This window comes from Bernardetia sp. (assembly GCF_020630935.1).
In the GTDB taxonomy this organism is placed as follows: domain Bacteria; phylum Bacteroidota; class Bacteroidia; order Cytophagales; family Bernardetiaceae; genus Bernardetia.
Genome location: NZ_JAHDIG010000002.1, coordinates 134,149 through 155,915, shown reverse-complemented (window position 1 = coordinate 155,915; position 21,767 = coordinate 134,149). Strand labels below are relative to the sequence as shown.

Genomic DNA, 21,767 nt, shown 5'->3' with positions numbered 1-21,767 from the left:
TCCTTGCACTCATCATCTATAACAATAGCTTTCATAATTTCAGTTATCAGTTTTTTGCAGTTACCAGTAATCAGTTTTCAGTAACCAGTTTATGACTATTTTTAAAATTTAAAACTCGTTAATAATTAATCATTATTTATCGGAATCAAAATCAAGACTTCTGTTCCTTTTGGGTTTCCCTGACTATCTTCCAAATCATCTATTTCCACTTCGATATTTCTGTTTGTTATCGACTGATTTTTGAGAAGTTCTAAACGCTCACTTGTTGCCTGCGTTGCAAAAGATTGATGAGTTTTTCGTTTGCGTGCATTAATTTCAGCAGACTTTTGTCTTCCTACGCCATTATCCGTGATTTTTAGTTGTAGAAAATTATTTTCATCTTTTTGTATCTTATTAAATGCCAAAATCAGTTTTTTCTCTCCTGTTTTGTGTAATAGGCCATGTTTGAAGGCATTTTCTAAGTAAGGCTGAATCAAAAGTGGAGGAATTTCAATTTCATCTAACTCATCTTCATCAGTTTTTTCATCAAAATTAATTTCATATTCAAAATCCTCTCCCAAACGTAAACCTTCTAATTCGATATAAGATTTGAGTAAAGGAAGTTCTTTTTCTAGGCTAATTGTTTCTTTAGAGGAAGAGTCTAAAAATCCACGCATCAAGATAGCAAACTTTCCAAGGTAGTGTTGTGCATTTTCTTTTTCGGAAAGCATAATAAAATCTTGAATGGAATTAAGAGCATTGAAGATAAAATGGGGGTTCATCTGCGAACGTAGTGCTTTGAGTTCACTAAGCTCTTTAGCTCGCTCTTTTTGTTCGGCTTCTAGCTGCATACGCAAACGACGACGATTGACATACCACCCACCAGCAAAAATAAACCCTAGTGGTGCAAGAAAGGAAAGTCCTAATACTAAACGTTGTTTTTCTAAGGCTTCTACCTCTAGCTTTTCTATTTTATTTTGTTGTTCTAATTCTTTGATTTGTTGCTCTTTTTTTTCGGTTTCGTATTTAGTTTGAAGTTCTTTCACCTCTTTCATGCGTCTTTTCTTATTTATAGAATCCATATATACAGAAGTCTTATTAAGAGCTTGAAATGCCCCTTTATAATCTTTCAATTCATATAGAACTTCTGATAATTTGCCATGTGAATTGTATAACATATCAAGAGTATGGTGTACTTCTGCATATTTTATGGTTTGTCTGAAAACTTCTGAAGCACTTTTATATTGTTTTGTACTTTGAAGCAGTTTGCCTTTCATATACAATAACATATTTAAGTGTGCAGAAACTGTATCTCTGTCCGTAAAATAAACAGCGTTGTCTATTTCCTTTATAGCTAATTCTACTTTACCCATCTTGCTATATATTGATGTTAGCAAATGTACAATCTGTATCTTACGAGAACTATGTTCATAATTCTTATTTGAGTAAATTATTTCTTTAGCTTTTTTAGCATAAGACAATGCAGATTCGTATTTTCCAAAACGTCTGAGTGTAATAGCATAGTTAGCATAGGCAGGGGCAAGACTAGATAACGGAAAATTCATTTTTTCCATCATCTTGACACCTTTTTCAGAATATATCATTGCTGAACTATCTTTTGCTAGACTATATAATTCAGCTAATTCAATATAACTTACAGCCAAACATGACTGTTTGTAACGCAAGTCATTCGATAACAACTTTGGAGCTTCAAGAGCCTTTATAATTTTAAGCTGATAAGTTAGAGATAAATCTAATTGATTAGCATATTTATAGGCTTTTGATATTAGTCCCCAAATATGAGTCATATTAGCATCAGTTGTTTTGGTAACGTATCTTTTTTCTATTTGCAATATAGTATCTATTAAAGTCGGAGTTATTCCTACCCTTTTCTCTACTCGTTTGTCTAGGTCAAAATAATCTAATAAAACCCTTACTTTAGTATCCTCATTCTCCAAATAAATTTCTCTTAACCGTGTAGTTATTTTATTTTTATGCTTTTTGCTGCTAGAAGCGTGATATAACCTCATCAGCATATCTACTTTTTCATTGTTTGTAGAAAGATTATTATAAACATTCTCTAAAGAATCTAAAATTTTATTAGACTGCCCTTGTGCAATATTCAAAGAACTAAAAATAAATAAACAGATAAAAATTGTTCTCATAATTTATTAAATGATTAGTAGTGGCGTTATTGTAGAATAAGATAAAAAAACAGCTAACAATAAGAATATCATTAGCTGTTTTTTATAGAATTATATAAGTATCAATATTCCATCACAGATATTTCTGACTCCAACCCTTCTACTGTTCCTCCTTTTTAGCTTTTGTTGCTGCTGAGGTGTTAGTAGATTCGTATTTTTCGATGATTTTAACTTTGCTATTTTACTTTTAGCTGTTTTCATGTTTTTTATAATTAGGTGCTTAAATATAGAAATATGCCTAAATCTCACATGAAGTAAAGTTTAGACTTCCAAAAACGCATTTTTTTTTCTAAAAAGCAACCTCAATTCAAAAATAACAATGTATAGCTGCGTAAAATACACAATTCATAAATTATTAAAATAGCTTAATTACTAAATTTTACCATTCATGTAATAAAACGTACCGTTTATGAAACTCAACATTGTACATCCATAGGCAAGCTATAAATTTGAAGCATAATAAGAAACTAAACTACTACAAATTAATACTTCAAACGATTAGTACAATGCGAATCATAACAAAAACTTTTCAGTTTATACTTTTATCTCTATGTGCTTATTCTGCTCTACTATTTCATTCTGTATCTGCACAGCAAAGCCAAAACGAACTTCTTAAGAATTTCACAGCTACTTCACTCAATGTTTTCAAACTTACTGAACCAAAATACAAGAAATTTAAGTTTGAGAAAGCTTCTAAACAATGGCCCATCAGTATAGAAAAAAATGGTAATTCGATTTCTAAAGTAGTCTTGAATAGAGCAGGAATCATTGAAGAACCTTACGAACCAGACTTGAATGAATATCCAGCCTACTTCAAAGATTTAAAACACAGGGTAGTATTTATTGATGATAATTTTTACTACATCAAATGGTCTGGAGGAAAAGCAACCATCAAATATATCTTGACAGAAAAAGAAAGTGTAGATAAAGACCACGCAGCACACATCAGCAAGATTGAAGAGTATATTAGAAAAACTGTCGCAGCACAATCTGAAGACCGTGCAGAAATTGCAGCCGAACAAGCCCAAAAAGATGCTGCTGAAGCCTTAGCCAACTCTCTTAAAGGTAAAAAAGTGCAAAACATTGCTGTAAAATGGATTAGCGACAAAAGCGAAACAGGACATTTAGTAAAATTCAATTATGGCATAGAAGCCACCCTAGCAGATGGAAAAGTTTTGAAAACCAAAAATTTAGGTGGAAAAATGCCTTGGGACGATTTCAAAATTACAGTCAAAGGAGCCGAATTTGGAGAAGAAACCATTACTATTTCCCAAAATGCCAATGTTATTCCAAATGATAATGTGGTAATGACTGTTCAATCAAAATATCAATCTAACATCAAAACAACTGCAAAACTACCAGTACACTACAACACAGGCTTACACGTCAATTACTTTGGAGAGCGTGGTGGAGTAGTTCATCTAACAGTTTCTCCAGGCTATAGAGGACAGAATGGAAAAGACTTGATTGTATCTGTAAAATCTGCTACCACTGCAAATGGAGAAAAAGTAAACCAAATAGAAATTAAAGATGCTAACTCTGGAGTAGTTTTAAGAAGACTAAAAATGAAACCAACAGCTGCTCTAATTCTCAACTTACAAGGTGGAAGTGGAAGTTTTGGAAGAGATAGCACACGAGGAGGCAATGGTGGTGATGGTGGTGATGTAACCATTATCAAAGACCCAAGTGTCGGAACATTCACTTATACCATCAACAATCAAGGTGGAAATGGTGGCAAACATGAAGATTATCGCTCTTACGACGGCAGTCAAGGCTCAAAAGGAGCTATCAATGTTCGCACTTCTTCAGTGAACTTTAGCTGGTAATAAAAAATTGAAAATGGATAATTGACAATTAATAATTACTTGAAATACTAATTGTCAAAAGTCTAATCAAGAAAAATATCAATCTCAAATTTATCTATTATTTATTTATCAATTTAATTAACCCAAATTTAAAATGAAAACATTCTTTTTATCTCTCGTAACGATGGCATTTATGATGAGCTTTTATAGCAATCAGAATGCAGAAGCAACAAACAACACTATCACAATTGAGGCTACTGTTGCACCACAAGGTTCTTTTAAAATCTTAAACGACACTGGAAGCAAAATCAGTATCTACACAGGTTCAGGATATGTTACTCTAAATAATGGAAGTTCTACCAGCGTGAGCTGTAACACAGGAAAAAAAGTCTATACAGCTTCTAAAGGCTCAAAAGATGACTTCATCTTTGAAATCAAGAGTAGCATGTGTGGAAAAACAGTCAAACTTTCTGATTATTTATAATCGGTAAAATAACTAAAAAACCTACTTGTAGAGTATCAGATAGCTAATAAATTAACTACGTATGAACACCTCTATTTGATGCTCTACTAAACTACAACTCAACCCTATTTAGTAAAATTCAAAAAATTATTCTGCTCAAACAGCAGAATAATCATTTTAAATCATATCGTGCTACTAACAAAAAATTATTATGAAACTAACTAATTTATTCAAAAGTGCTGCACTTGCAACAGGAATCCTGTGTGCAGTAGGTCTTACTAACGATGCGAATGCACAGTTTGGAAAAAAATTAAAAGCAAAATTAGAAGCTGCTGCGGCAAATGCATCTGAAGGAGGCTCTTCAAAAAAAGCCAAAGAAGCAGGGGGTGCATATGACGAAGATTTCTCTGACGAAACAGGGATTTCAGGAGCTTATACAGCATTAGACGGAGTAGAGTTTGAGAATGCGATGGGTGCTAAACGTCGCCAAAAAAACCTCAAAATTCAGTTTACAGGTCGTGATGGAGATAAGTTCGTCAACGAAATGAAAGTTTATTATAACAAAGAAGGACAGTATCATGAATTTAACCTTCACGATAAAGAAACTAAGAAATTAGGAACTAATGTTTATCGTTTTGGCAGCTTTCACTCTGTTTGGCTTATAGAAGTTGAAGAAGGTGTATTGATAGCTCTTAATAACAGCAGTACACATAGATATCAGTTAGACGGTGTAGAAAAAGTAACAGATGTTTTTGCAAAGGACGCTTCAAAACTAGAAGTATATGATATAGAAACAGGTCAAGCAAAATTTGACCAAATGATGAGCAAAGGCAAAGCAAAAGAAGATGAAAAACTCAGAGCTCGCCTAATGGAATATAAAGCCTACAAAGAAAACGTTGGAAAAGTAGTTTTTGTAGATAGCTATACTCGTTTCAATTATCGTTATGGCGACAAGCCAACAGAAGACCCTAAAAACTTCATCAAGACTAGAGATATGGGTGATGATATTTTCTTAGGAGCATATTTCAAAGAAAAAATTGGTACAAGCTGTGGCGAAGATTGTCAGTTGAATATCGTTTATGAAATGAATGGCAAAACTGGCGACCGTGTAGCTCTTCGTAATTCTTCTGCTAAGTGGAACAAAATGATTTCTGCTAAGAAAAAACCAAATATTTTCTGCTTCAACAATGGTCATCAAATGTTTTCTTCTCGTGAAAACATCATGGATTATGCTTTTATGTACACACTTTACCAAAACAAAGACCAGTTCAAAGAAGGTCAGACCTACAAAATGACTGTAAAAATGTACTCTAACCGTGATGGTAACAACGAAGCACAAATTGCAGAAGGAACTATCAACTTTGTTTATAAAGCTAAAAAAATGGAGAAATATTTCAAAAACTTCAGAGAGTGGTATGACGAATAATCAATTCACCCTAATTAAAAACACAACTTAAATATTCAAAATAACTCGCACACGTAGTAGTAGCGAATCTTTAAAGCCATTACAATCTTTGTAATGGCTTTTTTTTAGTTTTAAAACTCCTTAAAAAACTCTATTTTTGGTAAAAGAATTAGAGCTACTGACCGTTGGAAAAACTATGAAATACATTACTTATTTCCCCCTTTTGTTTGTTTCACTCATTTTTACCCTTAATGCTTCTGCTCAAAATAAAGCTAAGTTAGATTCTTTAGAACAACTTTTTTCTACCTCTCAATCTCTTGATAAAAAAGCTGTTATCTTGACTTCTCTTTTTTTGAACAATAGAAACATAGAGAAACAAAAAAAAATATACACAAGAAGCAAAAGATTACAATCTGAACACCCTTCTAGTGCTATTTTAGCAATTTATAATGAATATATGACTTTATTTCTAGCATCTCAAGACAGTAGTATTACCCCCTCAATGATAAAAAGAGGATTGCATATTGAAAAAGAGTTAGATAACTATACTGTCCCACTGATTCATAAAATCAGAATTGTAGATTTGATAGCTGAGCTTTACCAAAAGACGAATCAAATGAAAAAGTCAATAGAATATAATTTTTATAGTATTAAATTGATTGAAAATGGAGTTTTTGAAACTAATCAAGAGAAGCAAAAATTATTGGTTATAGGTTACATTACTTTATCAAATAGTTTAGGGGTTATAAAAGATGAAAATTCTCTTAAATATGCAAATAAAGCTATTGAAATACTAGAAAGCTCAAGCTTTGAAAATAAAGAATTATTGACAGGAATTTATGGAAACTACACCATTACTTTAAGAAGAGCAGGACTTTATGATTCAGCCTTAGTATATGCAAAAAAAATAGAGCAACTTATTCCTCCTTCTGATAAAAACAGACAAGCTAAGGCATATCATTTAATAGCTAGTATCTACACAAAATTAGAAAACTATGAAAATGCAAAAGTGTATGCTATAAAGGCTTTTGAAGTATCAGAAAAAAATGACAGAATATTTACCTCAATGATGGCTTCCTATATTTTGGGAAAAGCATACAACAGATTAGAACAATATGATTCTGCAAAAATATCACTTGAAAGAGTAGCTCAACAGGCTAAAAAGCTAAATCAAACAGATATGCTTGTAAATGTTTACTCAGAACTTACCTTTACGTGTAGAAAAAAGATGGATATAAACTGTGCCTTTAAAAATATAGAGTTAGCTAACATATATCAAGACTCTGTCACACAAAAACGTAGAGAAAAAGAAACAAAAGAACTTGCTATCAAATATGAAACAGAACTCAAAGAAGCTACTATCGAAAAACTCAATCAAGAGGCTAAAATCAAAGATTTAGAACTCAAAAACTCTTATTATATTATAGCAGGTTCGGTTATTTTGGGTTTTGTAATTTTGGTCGCTGTATGGATATTCTTTAGACAGAAAAATATCATCGATACTTTTGAAAAAGAACAAGCCAAATTGCGTTGGCGAAGAGCGCAAATCAATCCACACTTCTTTTTTAATGTTTTGTCAGCCATTCAAATGCTTGTTTATGAAAAAGAGACAGAAAGAGTAAGTAAATATATTACAGGCTTTTCTTATTTGATGCGACAAGTTTTGGAAGGTTCAAATCAAGAAAAAGTATCTTTAGAAGAAGAAATAAAATTTCTCAATACATATCTTTCCCTAGAACAGCTTAGCCTAGAATTTGACTATAAAATTATAGAAGAAGCACAAGATGAAAGTGATGAGCTGGAAATTGAAGATATTTTTATTCCTACAATGCTCCTTCAACCCTTTGTAGAAAATGCTATCGAACACGGACTTCGAAAATCAACGAAATCAGAGAAAAATATAGAAATAAAATTTACAGAAATCAGCCAAAACCTGCTTCAAGTTTCTATCAAAGACAATGGTGTAGGGCGCAATCAAGAGCGAAAAAAACAGCATATTTCAAGAGCCTTAGAAATTACAAAAGACCGTCAAAAACTTATGAAAGATGCTTTTGAGTATGAAATCATAGACCACAAAGACGAAAACCAAAATGCGTTGGGGACAGAGGTAGTTTTTTCTATAAAAATATAAATTTATAATTCAATGGACATTTTTATCGTCGATGACAATCCTAGCATTCGGAAGTTTTTATTACAAATTATTCCTACACTTTCAAAGGAGTACAGGATTATTGGTGTGGCTGCAAGTGTGGAAGAAGGCTTAATTTCTTTAGAAGTACAAAAACCCGATTTACTCATTTTAGATGTAGAGTTGCCCGACGGAAAAGGCTTTGATATTTTACAAAAACTCAGTGAGAAAAATGAGAAAGGAATTTTTGAAGGAAATGTAATCTTTGCCACAGCACACGACCATTATGCCCTTCGTGCCATAAAATATAGTGCATTAGATTATCTTCTGAAACCCATTGACCCAGAAGCCCTAGAACAAGCCTTGTTGAAAGCCGTACAACAAATCAAAAACAAACAACTTCTACAAGACTTCACACAACAAAAAATAAATACACTAAGGCAAAATTTAGAAAATGTAGAGCAGAATGAAGAAAATATAAAAGCTCAAAAAATAGTCTTGTCTGATGCAGAAAAAATCTATTTAGTTTCTGTGGAGGAAATTATGCGCTGCGAATCGAATGGAAACTATACTTTTTTTTATCTAACAGAAAATCGCACCATTACGATTACCCAGTCTATCAAAGTATTTGAGCAAATGCTTCCCAAAAGTATTTTTTATAGAGTCCATCGTTCTCATCTTATGAACCTCAATTTTTTCGAATTTTTGGATAAAAAAGACGGTGGAACAATTCATTTAAAGGATGGCAGTACATTGCCTGTTGCTGTTCGTAGAAAAGACGAACTCTTGGAGAGATTGAAAAGTATTAAGTAAAACTTCCATACTACTCAAAAAACATACTGCTATGTAAATCAGCCTCGTAATGCAAACTGTTTAAATGGTTTGTCTTACGAGGCTGACCTATTTATTCAAAAAATATCTAGTAGTACAAAAATCTCTCTTAACTCGCTCTTACAGAAATCATAAACGTTTATTCGAAAAGCTCCTACGTTTATTCGATTCCTAATTTATTCTTGTAGGCAAAGCATAAGTTTGTAACAAGTTAATCATCTGAAACACAGCAAAAAAGCAATTCAGATGACTCAATATTTTATTACAAATTAAGAAAAAATGAACATTACAAAAACAATCGTTACAAAACTACTAGCAGTATTATTTTTTGGTTTATTCAGCTTAGATGCAAACGCACAAATTGGCAAGGGATTACTAAAAAAGTTAGAAAAAAAGGCTGAATCTCTAGGTGGTGGGAAGTCAAAATCCAAAGGAAAGAATGACATTGTTGGTCCTTTCTGTAAAGAAGATTTCCAATACTCTAATATGTATGGAAAGCTTCCTAAAGGATTAAAAATCTATTCACAAGAACATTCTGACCCAACAGGTTTTTCTGGCAAGTATTACAGCTACTTCCCTATAAGATGCGAATATGAGACATCATGGGGGAAAAATGTATTTTTTATCTCAGAATTTACCATAAAGTACGACCCAGAAACCAAGACTTCACAAGTTTTTTATTTTGAAGAAGATGCAGGTCTAGGAAAGTTTGTGGATGCAGGTTTTAGAAATGAAGTAATGGATATGACTTATGGATATGGAGAAAAGTTCATGCTTGAAGTCATGAAAAAAGGAAATATTATCACACAAGCTGGTGGTGGTAGAAGAGCTCCTAGTTCACTAAATACTACAGTTAACAATCCTAATATATTGCACAGTATCCATATCCGTGCAGTGCAAAAAGTGATGATGAATAATGATTGCAGCTTAAAAGAAGATGGTTTTAAGGAATATTTTGTTGACAGATTTTATGAGAGGAGACAAAAAGGATTGAATAATAATATTTTTGCCAAAGACACCAGTGTTTTTGCTCAAATTGATAGTGCCTATATTGTAAACCTAGCAAGAGAAGAGTTTAAGAACTCTTGCAAACTTATCAATGAAGGTATTGCTGCACAAGTAAAATTACCAAAGCAAGGCACAGTGGATCAGAACTGGGTAAAAGAGCTTATGCCACAAATCATTGCCAAAGGCAAAGAAGATGGAGATAATTGGACTGACAAAATTCAATACGCTTACTTTACCACAACTACTTGGCTGGTAAATTACGTAGATAAAACTTCAAAAACTACTCCTAAATATAGATTCCAAAACTTGGTGGTAGTTACCAAAGGATGGGCAGGAGGCTCACCTTGCAAATATATCAATGTAAATATCAAGCAAGATTATAATGGAACATCCTTTGGTCCAACCTATGTGGACGGCTTTGCAGGTGGACATGTTAATGTGGACTGTAAGGAAGCGATGAAATATAAGAAATAAAGCTATCCTATTAAAGCCAACTAAAAAACACATATTCATGACTGTCAAGATATAATAAAACCCAAATTACAGAAGGTTCAATCAATCTTGTTTATAAAAAACTAATATGAATAAGTGGCTCAAGAAATTTACAAAATGGTATAGCCAATAATCAAAACATAAAAAGTTAGAGTACTGGACATGAGATAAAAAGTTGTTGGTATCGCTCTACACTAAAACGCCAACGAACGGTACTTTTCCCTGTGCCGTGACTCACAGAACAGCAAATATCTATTGATATTCAGTACTCTAATAAAAAGTATATCGCATACGTAGTAGTAGCGAAACTTTAAAGCCACTACAAACTTTGTAGTGGTTTTTTATTCATCTTTTTTAATAAAAAAACACAATCATCTAATGAAACATATACAACTCTCTCTCATATTTTTGCTTTTAATTTTTGTTCTGCCTATTTCTCTACAAGCAAGCATTATTTATGTAGATGTAGCTGCAACTGGCGCAAATAATGGTACATCTTGGCAAAATGCTTATACAAAATTACAAGACGCCATAGACGCTTCACAATACTGTGATTCTATCAAAGTAGCAGAAGGAAATTATGTGCCTAAAACTTCAAATAACAGCTTCACTCTACGAGACATAAAGTTATATGGAGGTTATCCTAGTCTTAATCTGCGTAACCTTTCAACTCAACAAGTAGAGAACCTTAGAAATACTACGCTTTATCCGACTATTCTTCAACATAGATTTATGCTTTCTCCTTTGCCTACTGACCACCCTATTATGGTTGCTTCTTCCAATTTAGAAGGTTCTTGCTCAGTGTCGGTTAGTGATGAGAATGGAATGTTGTTATATTCTTATGCCAACATTATCGATGGAGTCAGGTTTCAAGGAAACACAGGGGTTAAGATTTCTATAACAGAAAAAGGAAATGACGTAAAATTTAGATTCTCCAACTGTATTTTTGATGGCAAAGACCGTCTTAATAGAAGAGGAAGTTTTGGGGTACAGGTTACTGAATGTTACAATGCTTATATTAGACCAAGGTTTTATCAATGTACTTTTCAAAATTATTCTTTTGCTGGATTTGCTACCAGTCTTCCACAACAATTTGCAGGCTATCATATAATATCAACTACTTTCGAAGAGTGCGTTTTTAAGGACTCAAAACGAGGAATTTCTCTCATAAGTTCGTTGCCAGAGGGTTCTGCACAAAACTCTACAGGTATTGTTACTTATATTTATCGCTGTGAGTTTAAAAACTTAAAATCAAACTCTACACGTGAATTAGGAGGAAGTATTTTTATTAATGGAAATGAAGCTAGAAATATTTGGGTTTATTCATATAACAACATATTCTATGATAACGACAGAGTGCTGTATGCCAATATTCCCCAACTTCGTCAAGTTGCAAATTTTGGAGGTGTACCACAACTAAATGCTGTATTCAAATTTTATAATGACACATTTTACAGAAACAATACAAATACCACTCACGCAGCTTTTACTTTCTACAACAAAGACCAACAATATCCAGACAATGAATTTGCTCCATCTTTACAGTTAAAAAATTGTATCTCGTGGCAAAATGCAAATGCAGAAGGTAAATGGATGACGTTAGATAAAGGAACACATGTGGAAATCACAAATAGCCTTTTAGAAACTACAATCAATACAAATGCTATCGAAAACCTTAGAGCAAATCCTACTTTTGATAGAGTTAGAACAGCAGGAACAATATTTTACGGACAAAATCCACTTTTTATGAATGATAATTTAGCTACTCTCAATTTAGCTCTTCAGCCAAATTCTGTTTGTAGAAACACAGGTGTAACACGAGGAGGAACAGATTTTCTAGGAAAACCACGAACCATTGAAGGACAGACAGATATGGGTGCGTATGAGTTTTGTCCATACAATGATACTTGTAGTGAAGCAGACAACGACGTTCAACCACCACGTAAAATAGCTGTAACAAATGGAGAAGAATTAAAAAGCAATGAAATCCTTGTTTATCCTAATCCAGCGCAAGAGGTAGTAAATATTTCTAGCAAAGAGCAGATTCTTTCTATTCGTATTCTGAATATTCAAGGACAAGTTTTGCGTACTGTTACAAATAGAAATAAAATAAACCTCAACGGCTTGGCTAATGGTGTTTACCTCTTAAATATCACAACAAAGGAAGGTACATCTACTAAACGATTTGTAAAGCACTAAAAACTAATATTACCAAACACTACAAACCTTTTTCAAAAACTGAAAAGGGTTTGTAATTTTATAGTCTTAGCTATAGAATAAAAAAAACTTGGGTTTGCAAATCCAACTCTATGGAAGAAATATATCTTTAACCAAATTTTATTTGGTTAGCTTCTGCTTTTGCAAAACCTCTATTGATATAATTTCTAAAATATATCACATAAACTCTGGCATTACCTTTCCATTTTTTTCTATCTGTTCAAGAATCCAAAGAATTCCTGCTAGTAAAATATTAGAAGAATGTGCTTGATACAATGTTAACTTTCCTCTATGGTCTTGCTTAACAGCAGGATAAGAAACAGCAAACCTTTCATTTTCCTCTAAGGTAACAAACACAGAATCCACAGATTTTGGAAACAGAATTTCAAAACTTACAGATTCTGTGTTAGTTTGATTGATATTTACTTCTTGAAATCGTGATTTTATTTCAGCAACAAAGTTCATTCTTCTAAACCTCCATCATTTCAAAAATCTTTTTTGCTTCTTTAGCCACTTCATCAGCCACCACACGACCAGAAATAATAGAAGGAGGAACACCAGGTCCTGGAACGGTCAGTTGTCCTGTAAAAAACAAATTACTTACCTTTTTAGATTTCATTTTCGGTTTGAAAAATGCTGTTTGAGCAAGCGTATTGGCAAGTCCGTAGGCATTTCCTTTGAAGGAATTGTAATCCGATTTGAAATCATCTAAAGCATAACTACGCTTCAAAATAACATGTTCTCTGATTTTTTGTCCTGTCAGGTTTTCTAGCCTTTCCATTACAAGATTGTAATATTTTTCTCTGATAGACTCTCCATCTGGCAAGCCTGGGGCAATCGGAATAAGTAAGAATAAATTTTCTTTTCCTTCTGGTGCAACTTCATCATCTGTCTGCGAGGGACAACACGCATAAAACAAAGGACGTGAAGGCCAGCGAGGACTTGTATAAATTTCTTCTGCGTGCTTATTAAAGTCTTCATCAAAAAAGAGATTGTGATGCTCTAAGTTTTCTAATCGTTTGTCTATTCCTAAATAAAACAAAAGGCTAGATGGCGACATTGTACGGTCGTCCCAATATTTTTCAGAGTAGTTTCTATCAGATTTATCTAGTAGCTTTTGGTCGGTATTGTGATAATCATTTCCTGCCACAATCCAATCCGCTTCAAACTCTCCTTGTGAGGTTAAAACAGAATGCGCTTTTCCATTCTTAGTAACAATTTTCTGCACTTCCGTTTCAGTTTCAAACTTTACGCCTTGTTCTTCTGCAATGCTTACCATCGCTTCAATGATTTTATTCATTCCTCCCATCGGATACCACGTTCCTAACGACAAATCAGCATAATTCATCATACTGTAAAGGGCTGGCGTATTTTGTGGTGTAGCCCCCAAAAACAATACAGGAAACTCTAAAAGTTTTATCAGCTTTTCATTGGTAAAATATTTTCTAACATGTTTGCTCATAGAAGTTAGCATCTGAATACGCAGACTTTCTTTCATCAGACGATAATCAATAAATTCAGTAATCGAATGTGAAGGACGAAAAACATATTCATTCATTCCTACTTCGTATTTGTATTTTGCTTGTGCCAAAAACTCACGTAATTTTTCACTACTCCCCTCTTCATAGCTTTCAAAAAGAGCTTCCAGTTCTTCCATTGAGGCAGGAATATCTACAAAATCGTCTTCTCCAAAACATACTCTATATCCAGGGTCTAGACGACGGAGATCGTAATAATCACTTACCTTTTTTCCAAAAAGCGCAAAATAATCCTCAAAAACATCTGGCATCCAGTACCAACTCGGTCCCATGTCGAAAGTAAAACCTTCTGTAATCCATTGCCTTGCTCGCCCACCAAGAGAATCATTTTTTTCTAAAACGGTTACATCAAAACCTTTTTGAGCCAAACAAGCAGCTGATGAAAGACCAGCAAAACCAGAACCGATTACTATTACTTTTTTCATAAATTTTTCTGTGCGAATTATACTTTTGTTATCTCACGCTCTAAAACGTGTGTTACTATGCTACATTAGTACAAAGTTTTTGAAAATAAGTTTGAAAAAATCAATTAAAATCTGTTTTTTGCATAAAGTATTTTCCAATATCTGACAAAAATGAAAAAGCAACTTTGGATTATTAATGGAGCAAATCTAAATCTTTTAGGAAAACGAGAACCTTCTATTTACGGAAATCAGTCTTTTGAAGAATATTTTGATACATTAAAAAACAGTTTTTCAAAAGAGGTAGAACTTTGTTATTTTCAATCCAATCACGAAGGCAAAATTATAGACAAATTGCATGAGCTGGGTTTTGATGATACTATTGTTGGAATTGTCTTGAATGCTGGCGCATTTACACACACTTCAGTAGCCATTGGAGATGCAATTTCTAGTATCAATACACCAGTTATTGAAGTTCATATTTCGAACACATTTGCTCGTGAGGAGTTCAGACACAAAAGTTATTTGAGTAAAAACTGTATCGGTGTAATCGTCGGTTTTGGAATGGAAAGTTATCGTTTGGGAATAGAATATTTTATCAATGAATTACGAACTGAAAATCAGCGAAGCTAACCGATAGGTAGCCAACTGAAAGACGACGAAGTCAATTACGAACTTTCATAATTTATCACTAATCATTTACCATCTATAATTAGGACTTTATGTTATTAGATACTATTTCATTTTTTACCAATCCATCAGAGGGCAAGTTTTTTTTACAAGTCATTTGCTCGCTTTTTTTGGCTATTTTGTTCATACAATCTGGATTTAATAAAGTCTTTCGTTGGGATGAAAACTGGGCTTGGCTCGTCGACCATTTTAAAGGCTCATATTTGGAAAAACCTGTAACTCCTCTTTTGGTCATCGTTACAATTGTAGAAGTGGCTGCTGGGGTTTTTAGTGGTGTGGGCGTAATTGCGTTATTTTTGGGAACTGTTAAATGGGCGTATTTGGGAGCTATTTTAGCTACCATTAATATTACGATGCTCTTTTTCGGACAGCGTGTAGTGAAAGATTATGAAGGAGCTGCTGATTTGGTAAATTATTTTATTCTGTGTGTAATTTCAGTTTATATTTTGAGTGGGGGAATTTCGTAAATCATATTGCTTGTGAGGACGAAAATAATTTTTATTTTCCCTTAGCTTTACTTATTAGTTCATTCATCTGCTCCGTACCAAAGTCCTTATCTATGCCAAGAAATTCTAAAGATGTCATAATATCATTTTTTGGAAAGACATTTTTTCCATCAAAATCTCTACAATATCCCCATCCATAATTTATATCAATACTTCCACCTACTTCTGCCCAAATGTCAATTCCATGAAAATACTCTGTTACTAAGTCTTTACCAACTACCAAACAAGAGTCTTCAAACTCTGTATTTAAAATTTTCTTTACTATCAAAGAGCCATTTACAAATACAAATTTATTAAAATCATTAGAAAAATAATCACAATCTAGATTACCAGTAACAAACAAATAACCACCTGAATCAATGATTTTTTCTGATGTTAAATTGATCCATTTTGCTCTAATATTTCCAACAACTAACACATTTTGAGCAAGATTTATTTCACTTGAACTATATAAATCTCCTATAAATATTTCTAACTTTTCATCATTGTAAGCCCCCACTCCATACTTTTGAAGGTCAAAGTATTTATTAACTTCTTCAAAAAACTGACGCTCTGAAACCTCATTAAAAACATTGGGTAATAACTCAATTTTTTCTAATTCCTTTTCTCTTTTGTCTATATTTTGTGTTTTTTTACTTTTAAACCAACTAAAAAAATTCATACTAACATTATTTAATTTTTCTACTCTGGAGCTTGTTTTCTAGCAATTTTGAAGAATAAATTAGGGAAAAATCGTCTTACATAAAGTCCTAAACGCTCCTTACCAAACGGCTTGCCTACATACGTTTCTTTCTTCTGATTTTTGATAGCTTTCAAAATTTGGGAGGCACACTTATCAGCAGGATAACCCTTGCCAGTATTCTTACCCATTTTAGCAAACTTATCTCCACTTTCTGTAAGTGCATTGATGGCTACATTAGTGCGAATAAAACCAGGGGCAATCATCGTAACTTTGATGCTATCCTTATAAAATTCGGCTCTAAGTCCATCAAAAAAACCATACAGAGCGTGTTTTGAACTTGCGTACGCACCACGCATAGGTGTAGAGAGCTTTCCCAAAACGCTACTTATCACTACAAAATGTCCGTTCTGCTGCTCTACAAAATGAGGTAAGATAGCTTGCGTAAGTCCAACATAACCAAAATAATTGACTTCCATAATTCTGCGATAGACTTCCATTTTCGTATCCTTGATATAGGAACGCTGACTAATTCCTCCATTATGAACTAGAATATCTATTTTCCCAAAAAATGAAATGGCTGCTGCCGTTTTTTGCTCAAAATCAGATTTTGCTAAATCTAAAGGCAAAACAGCAATATTTTCTTTATTTTGGCTAGTATTTTTCACTCGCTCTAGTTCTTCTGTTCGCCTTGCCGAAATGATAATTTTTGTATTCTGATTCAGATTAGAAAGCGCATAAACAAGCTCTTCTCCAATACCTGAAGAAGCTCCTGTAATCCAAATAATTTTGTTTTTGAAGTAGGTCATGTATCAGTATTTGATTTTAGATTCAATTTAGTCAAAAAAATAGCAGCAACATAATACCAATATAAAAATTATTTTGCCCTTTTATTTTGACCTTATTCTAAGTTAGGTCAGCCCAGTAGGGCAGTACCGATACGATTTTTAGGTATAGTTTAGTTTTTATTTTGGTATAATCTTATTTTTAGAATAATTCTAAACTAAGTAGGCTATTTTACGTTCAAGTAAGCAGAAAGACACAGACCAACTACTAAAACAACTTTTCAATAAAAACCGACTCATTATGTTAGTCCCTGCCACCTCTTCAGAACTCAATTTTACATCCGAATTACATATTCCAACAGCTAACAAACCTCGCATCGTAATTATTGGAGGTGGATTTGCTGGATTAGAACTGACCAAAAAACTTCGCTCTCTTGATGCTCAAATTGTGATGATTGATAGGTATAATTTTCATACCTTCCAACCTCTTCTCTATCAAGTAGCTACAGCTGGCTTAGAGGCAGATGCCATCGCAGGACCGTTGCGTAAGGTTTTGAAAAGCAATAAAAATAAATCTGATTTTTATTTTAGAGTAGCAACTGTTACAGAAATTAATCACGAAAAAAATACAGTTGATACAAATATTGGTTCGCTTCGTTACGATTATTTAGTCATTGCCAATGGTTCAAAAACCAATTTTTATGGCAATAAATCCATTGAAGAAAAAGCATTTGCCTTAAAGCAAGTCCCACAGGCTTTAGCTATTCGAAATCATTTGTTGAGAAATTTTGAAAAGGCACAGCTTGCCGAAACCATTGAAGAGCAGCAGTCATTAATGAACATTGTGATTGTGGGAGGAGGTCCAACAGGGGTTGAGGTAGCAGGCGCATTAGGAGAATTGAAGTTACACGTTTTGCCAAAAGATTATCCAGAGCTAGACTTTAGAAGAATGCAAATTCATTTGGTGGAAGCAGGAGGTCAGCTCTTGAATGGAATGACAGATAATGCCAGTAAGAAGGCAGAAGAATATTTAAAAGATTTTACTGTTCAGATTTGGAAAGAAGTCAGTGTAAAAGATTTTGATGGACATACTGTAACGCTTTCCAACGGAATGTCTTTGCCTTCCACTACACTCGTTTGGGCAGCAGGAGTTACAGGAAATCTTATCAAAGGACTTCCAGAAGAAGTTATATTTAAAGGAAACCGAATTATTGTTGATGAGTTTAGCAGAGTAAAGGGGTTTGATACTATTTTTGCTCTTGGTGATATTGCTGCTATGGTTTCAGAAGAACATCCTGAAGGTTTTCCAATGCTTGCACCAGTAGCTATGCAACAAGGAAAGACTCTTGGCGATAATCTAAACAGATTATTGAATAAAAAAGAAATGAAACCGTTTAAATATTTTGATAAAGGAAGTATGGCAACTGTTGGAAGAAACCGAGCAGTAGTAGATTTGCCTAACAAGATGAGTTTTCAAGGCTTTTTTGCATGGTTTGTTTGGCTTTTTGTACACCTTATGTTCATTATTGGTTTTAAAAACCGTTTAGTAATCCTGACAAGTTGGATTTGGAATTACTTTACCTACGATAGAAGCAACCGTCTGATAATTCCCAATGATATAAAATCCAAAAAAGCAAAAGAGGAATTGTATGTATAACTCAAAAATGGTTCAGACAGTAATATTGTCTGAACCATTTTTATTTTATCGTTGCAAAACTATATTTTGTCTGTAGGCTTGATGGAGTTGTTTGACCATTTCATTCCATTTTTCATATTCTGAAACAGGCAAAATCAAATAATTGCTATACACAGAATGTTTTAAAATAATTTCTTGTGAAGAACGAGTGTACTCTACCGAAAATCCAAAATATTCGGATTCATACTTTTGATTTTTAGGTAAATATTTTACTGTTGCTCCTCTTGGAAGTTCCAAGACATAGACTTGTGTTTTTTCAAATTTATAGTTTGCACTCACTGGTGTTTTTCGGTCGTCCTCAATTTCTGTATTTCGCCAAACTGGATTTAGATGAAGGTTGATATAAAACTCACTGTATAAAGATTGTGTGTGATTTGGAATTTCATATTCGTAATTGATTTGTAAAGGTTTTTCTCTTGTTGTTGGTAAAACAGATATTTTTTGAAGTTGTAATGTAGGCTCATGAGGATTTAAAAAACGCTTAAATACTTCCCTTTCTCTTTTTTTATCTTGAAATTGAAGATAAGGAGTAATTGTCGTTTTAGGAAAACCCTTTAGTTCCAAATTCCCTGTTACAACTACCTTTGTTCCATCTATCTTTACTTTAGCACTATCATACACAACATTCTGAGAATAAGAAGCTGTCCCTACTTTCATAATTTCGTAATTCATAGCATCAAGGGCAACCAATGCTTCTTTGTCTTGGGTAAAATAAGAAGGCATTCCAAAAGTTTCTTGGCTTCCTGTTGCATCTAAAAAATAATTTTTACCATTTATAGTAGCCACCACAATCATGTGATTATCTACTAGAGGAACTGGCGTTTGATTATAACTATATGGCAAATCTCGTGAACCAATCCAAGCAAAATGAGCTTTTATGCCAGCAACTCTAAGCATAGAAACCAATGTACTAGCCATATCTTTACAATCTCCATATTTTCTATTACAAACTGTTTCAGGATGTGCAGGGCGAAAACCTCTCTCTCCATCTTCAAAAGCTATATACTGTATTTGTGTTGCAATCCAATCAAAAATACGTTTTGCCTTTGCATACTGTGTAGTGTCTTTTGCTATTAGTTCATCCACAAAGTATTCTAGTTTGGGAAACTCTTTTATTGTATCTATTTCTTTAATAAATGGATAATACCAATCATACAGATTTTTAGCAGAAGAAGAAAGTTCTATTTTCTCATTATCTATGGTTCTATTTTTTATAAACAAGACAAGATGAGGTTCATAGTATCGAATGTTGGGCGATGATTTCTCACTTATGTATTTTGGAGCATTTTCTAATGTCCACGTATATACCTTTCTATTATCTTGTTTTTTTTCTACAAAACGGATTTTACTTGTGTCCATTCCAAAAAGCTGATAACCAATTTCTATATTTTCAGCTACTGATACAGTAAGTTCTGTTTTTTCAGAAGGAATATAGGAGGTAAAAAAGAAACTTCCCAAAAAACGAGGCTCTAAAAGCTCTTCTTTGTAGGAAAGGTGCGTTTGTGTTCCTGCCGTAATATTAGAAAAGAGAAAAACTTTTTCTTTTATATCATTATAAAAAACATCATCCGAAACAGCATCACGAGTTTGAAAATTATTGACTTGTTTTTTTCGTACTCCATCAACAGTCTGAACTAAAGAATAAGCATCAATTTCAGAAATTTTGGTATAATCTGAATAGGTAATGGCTTCCTGTGCATACGTCTGTGAGTGTAATCGAAGATGAAATATCCTTGACTCTATCTTCGAAACAATTTTAAAACTATCTTTTTTTGTATCAAAATCTATATTTATCTCCTTATTTCTAAATAAAAATATAGCCTTTTCCTTTTTATAATTTTTACGATATTCATCCAAAAGCTGGTTTTGAGCCACTCCAACTCCATATAAAAATAGCAGAAAAGAAAACAATAAATAACTTACCACTTTACAACTATTAAGAGTACTATTTTTCATACGCTAGTGTATTTATTAAAACTAAATTGAAATAATTATCTGTTTTTATTCCATTCAAGCAATTTGCCGTTTTATAAAAAAATTTATAAATAATTCTATAAAATGAGCTTTTTCGGATGATTTTTGTGTATCTTAACATGAAAGCCAAAATTTATTTTATCAAACTTAAAAAACAACTACTTTTATTATGGAAGCAAAAAACTTTTCAGATATAGAAACAGCAAAAGAAAGAAGTCTGACTATTTCAGACAAGGAAAAATCAAATGGCATTATCGCTTATATTACTATTATAGGACTAGTTATAGCCTTTATACAAAACCAAGAACTCAAATCTGAGTATGTAAATTTTCATGTTCGTCAAATGATTGGGTTAGCTCTCATCATGATTGCTGTCAGTTGGATTCCTTTTGTAGGTTGGTTTATTGCTCTAGTGGGTATCGTATTTTGGATAATGGGGCTTATGGGTGCTATTAACGGAGAGCGCAAACCTATTCCTATTGTAGGAGAACACTTTCAAGAATGGTTTAAAAGTGTAGGTGCATAAATCATAGAGTAAATAGCAACAAAACGACCAAAAAACTAATTTGGTCGTTTTTTATTTTCACTATTTTGTAGTTTCTTTTTCTAGTGGTTTGGACTGAAAAACAAAACCTTGTTCATCTGTTCGCTCTTCAAAATCTATTTCTAGTCCTATCAGAAACATCATATCTTTTTTCTGATAAATCACTTCTATTTTTTTATCTCTATCAGAAGGATTTTCTAAAAAATAGGATTCATCTTCCTCTTTTTTCTTGTCAAAACCCAAGCGAAAGTTTACACCACTACACCCTGTTCCTCCTTGAACAATAAGACGTAACCCATATTCTTTCGGAATATTTTTAGTTTCTAAAATTGCTTGAATATTAGAAAATGCTTTTTCTGAAATAGTAACTGGAATCATTTAAAAAAATTTATATTGTAGGTCAAACGGCTTGCTTTTGACTA

General features: G+C 33.0%; 18 protein-coding genes. 11 read left to right on the top strand and 7 right to left on the bottom strand.

The annotated features are described in order from the left end of the window. Positions 1-125: 125 nt before the first annotated feature. Entirely contained in the window at positions 126-2,144 is a 2,019-nt protein-coding gene (locus tag QZ659_RS01335) for a histidine kinase (protein ID WP_291720722.1), read from the bottom strand. A gap of 545 nt (positions 2,145-2,689) precedes the next feature. Between QZ659_RS01335 and QZ659_RS01330 the strand changes: the two genes are divergently transcribed. From QZ659_RS01330 to QZ659_RS01300, 7 genes are all read left to right on the top strand, one after another. Further along, the gene (locus QZ659_RS01330; protein WP_291720720.1) at positions 2,690-4,009 is read left to right on the top strand and encodes a hypothetical protein; all 1,320 of its coding nucleotides are present in this window, start codon (positions 2,690-2,692) and stop codon (positions 4,007-4,009) included. A 133-nt stretch (positions 4,010-4,142) separates the two neighbouring features. After that, complete coding sequence (locus tag QZ659_RS01325) at positions 4,143-4,472, top strand: hypothetical protein (protein ID WP_291720717.1); 330 nt, start codon at positions 4,143-4,145, stop codon at positions 4,470-4,472. Between the two features lie 190 nt (positions 4,473-4,662). Beyond that, the gene (locus tag QZ659_RS01320; RefSeq protein WP_291720715.1) at positions 4,663-5,877 is read left to right on the top strand and encodes a hypothetical protein; all 1,215 of its coding nucleotides are present in this window, start codon (positions 4,663-4,665) and stop codon (positions 5,875-5,877) included. A gap of 175 nt (positions 5,878-6,052) precedes the next feature. After that, positions 6,053-7,987, top strand: coding sequence for a histidine kinase (locus tag QZ659_RS01315; RefSeq protein ID WP_291720712.1), 1,935 nt, complete (start codon positions 6,053-6,055; stop codon positions 7,985-7,987). A 12-nt stretch (positions 7,988-7,999) separates the two neighbouring features. Further along, positions 8,000-8,797, top strand: a complete 798-nt coding sequence (locus QZ659_RS01310; RefSeq protein WP_291720709.1) for a LytR/AlgR family response regulator transcription factor — start codon at positions 8,000-8,002, stop codon at positions 8,795-8,797. A 297-nt stretch (positions 8,798-9,094) separates the two neighbouring features. Continuing rightward, positions 9,095-10,297, top strand: coding sequence for a hypothetical protein (locus QZ659_RS01305; RefSeq protein ID WP_291720706.1), 1,203 nt, complete (start codon positions 9,095-9,097; stop codon positions 10,295-10,297). Positions 10,298-10,693: 396 nt separating this feature from the next. After that, the gene (locus QZ659_RS01300) at positions 10,694-12,514 is read left to right on the top strand and encodes a T9SS type A sorting domain-containing protein (RefSeq protein ID WP_291720702.1); all 1,821 of its coding nucleotides are present in this window, start codon (positions 10,694-10,696) and stop codon (positions 12,512-12,514) included. Positions 12,515-12,709: 195 nt separating this feature from the next. On the opposite strand, the gene QZ659_RS01295 is transcribed toward QZ659_RS01300, so the two are convergent. Beyond that, a complete protein-coding gene (locus QZ659_RS01295; protein ID WP_291720699.1) occupies positions 12,710-12,997 on the bottom strand; it encodes a hypothetical protein in 288 nt (95 codons plus the stop codon). Positions 12,998-13,001: 4 nt separating this feature from the next. Further along, positions 13,002-14,495, bottom strand: coding sequence for a phytoene desaturase family protein (locus QZ659_RS01290; RefSeq protein ID WP_291720696.1), 1,494 nt, complete (start codon positions 14,493-14,495; stop codon positions 13,002-13,004). A gap of 150 nt (positions 14,496-14,645) precedes the next feature. On the opposite strand from QZ659_RS01290, the gene aroQ reads away from it, so the two are divergent. Together aroQ and QZ659_RS01280 are read left to right on the top strand one after the other, a co-directional pair. Next, a complete protein-coding gene (gene aroQ / locus QZ659_RS01285) occupies positions 14,646-15,104 on the top strand; it encodes a type II 3-dehydroquinate dehydratase (RefSeq protein WP_291720694.1) in 459 nt (152 codons plus the stop codon). A gap of 89 nt (positions 15,105-15,193) precedes the next feature. After that, a complete protein-coding gene (locus QZ659_RS01280; protein ID WP_291720691.1) occupies positions 15,194-15,628 on the top strand; it encodes a DoxX family protein in 435 nt (144 codons plus the stop codon). 31 nt (positions 15,629-15,659) lie between these two features. Here the strand turns inward: QZ659_RS01280 and QZ659_RS01275 are convergent, their stop codons facing one another. Continuing rightward, positions 15,660-16,328 (bottom strand): hypothetical protein, encoded by a 669-nt coding sequence (locus QZ659_RS01275; RefSeq protein ID WP_291720688.1) that lies wholly within the window; start codon positions 16,326-16,328, stop codon positions 15,660-15,662. Between the two features lie 20 nt (positions 16,329-16,348). Beyond that, positions 16,349-17,155 (bottom strand): SDR family oxidoreductase, encoded by an 807-nt coding sequence (locus tag QZ659_RS01270; RefSeq protein ID WP_291720685.1) that lies wholly within the window; start codon positions 17,153-17,155, stop codon positions 16,349-16,351. A 277-nt stretch (positions 17,156-17,432) separates the two neighbouring features. Here QZ659_RS01270 and QZ659_RS01265 point away from each other — a divergent pair, with 277 nt between their 5' ends. Then, positions 17,433-18,788 carry an NAD(P)/FAD-dependent oxidoreductase gene (locus tag QZ659_RS01265; protein WP_291720682.1) on the top strand — a complete coding sequence of 452 codons (1,356 nt, stop codon included), beginning with the start codon at positions 17,433-17,435 and terminating at the stop codon, positions 18,786-18,788. A gap of 45 nt (positions 18,789-18,833) precedes the next feature. On the opposite strand, the gene QZ659_RS01260 is transcribed toward QZ659_RS01265, so the two are convergent. Further along, positions 18,834-20,783 (bottom strand): DUF3857 domain-containing protein, encoded by a 1,950-nt coding sequence (locus QZ659_RS01260; RefSeq protein ID WP_291720679.1) that lies wholly within the window; start codon positions 20,781-20,783, stop codon positions 18,834-18,836. Positions 20,784-20,970: 187 nt separating this feature from the next. Here QZ659_RS01260 and QZ659_RS01255 point away from each other — a divergent pair, with 187 nt between their 5' ends. Continuing rightward, positions 20,971-21,327 carry a DUF4870 domain-containing protein gene (locus QZ659_RS01255; protein ID WP_291720676.1) on the top strand — a complete coding sequence of 119 codons (357 nt, stop codon included), beginning with the start codon at positions 20,971-20,973 and terminating at the stop codon, positions 21,325-21,327. Between the two features lie 60 nt (positions 21,328-21,387). Here QZ659_RS01255 and QZ659_RS01250 read toward each other — a convergent pair whose 3' ends face one another. Next, a complete protein-coding gene (locus tag QZ659_RS01250) occupies positions 21,388-21,723 on the bottom strand; it encodes a HesB/IscA family protein (RefSeq protein ID WP_291720673.1) in 336 nt (111 codons plus the stop codon). Positions 21,724-21,767: the final 44 nt, after the last annotated feature.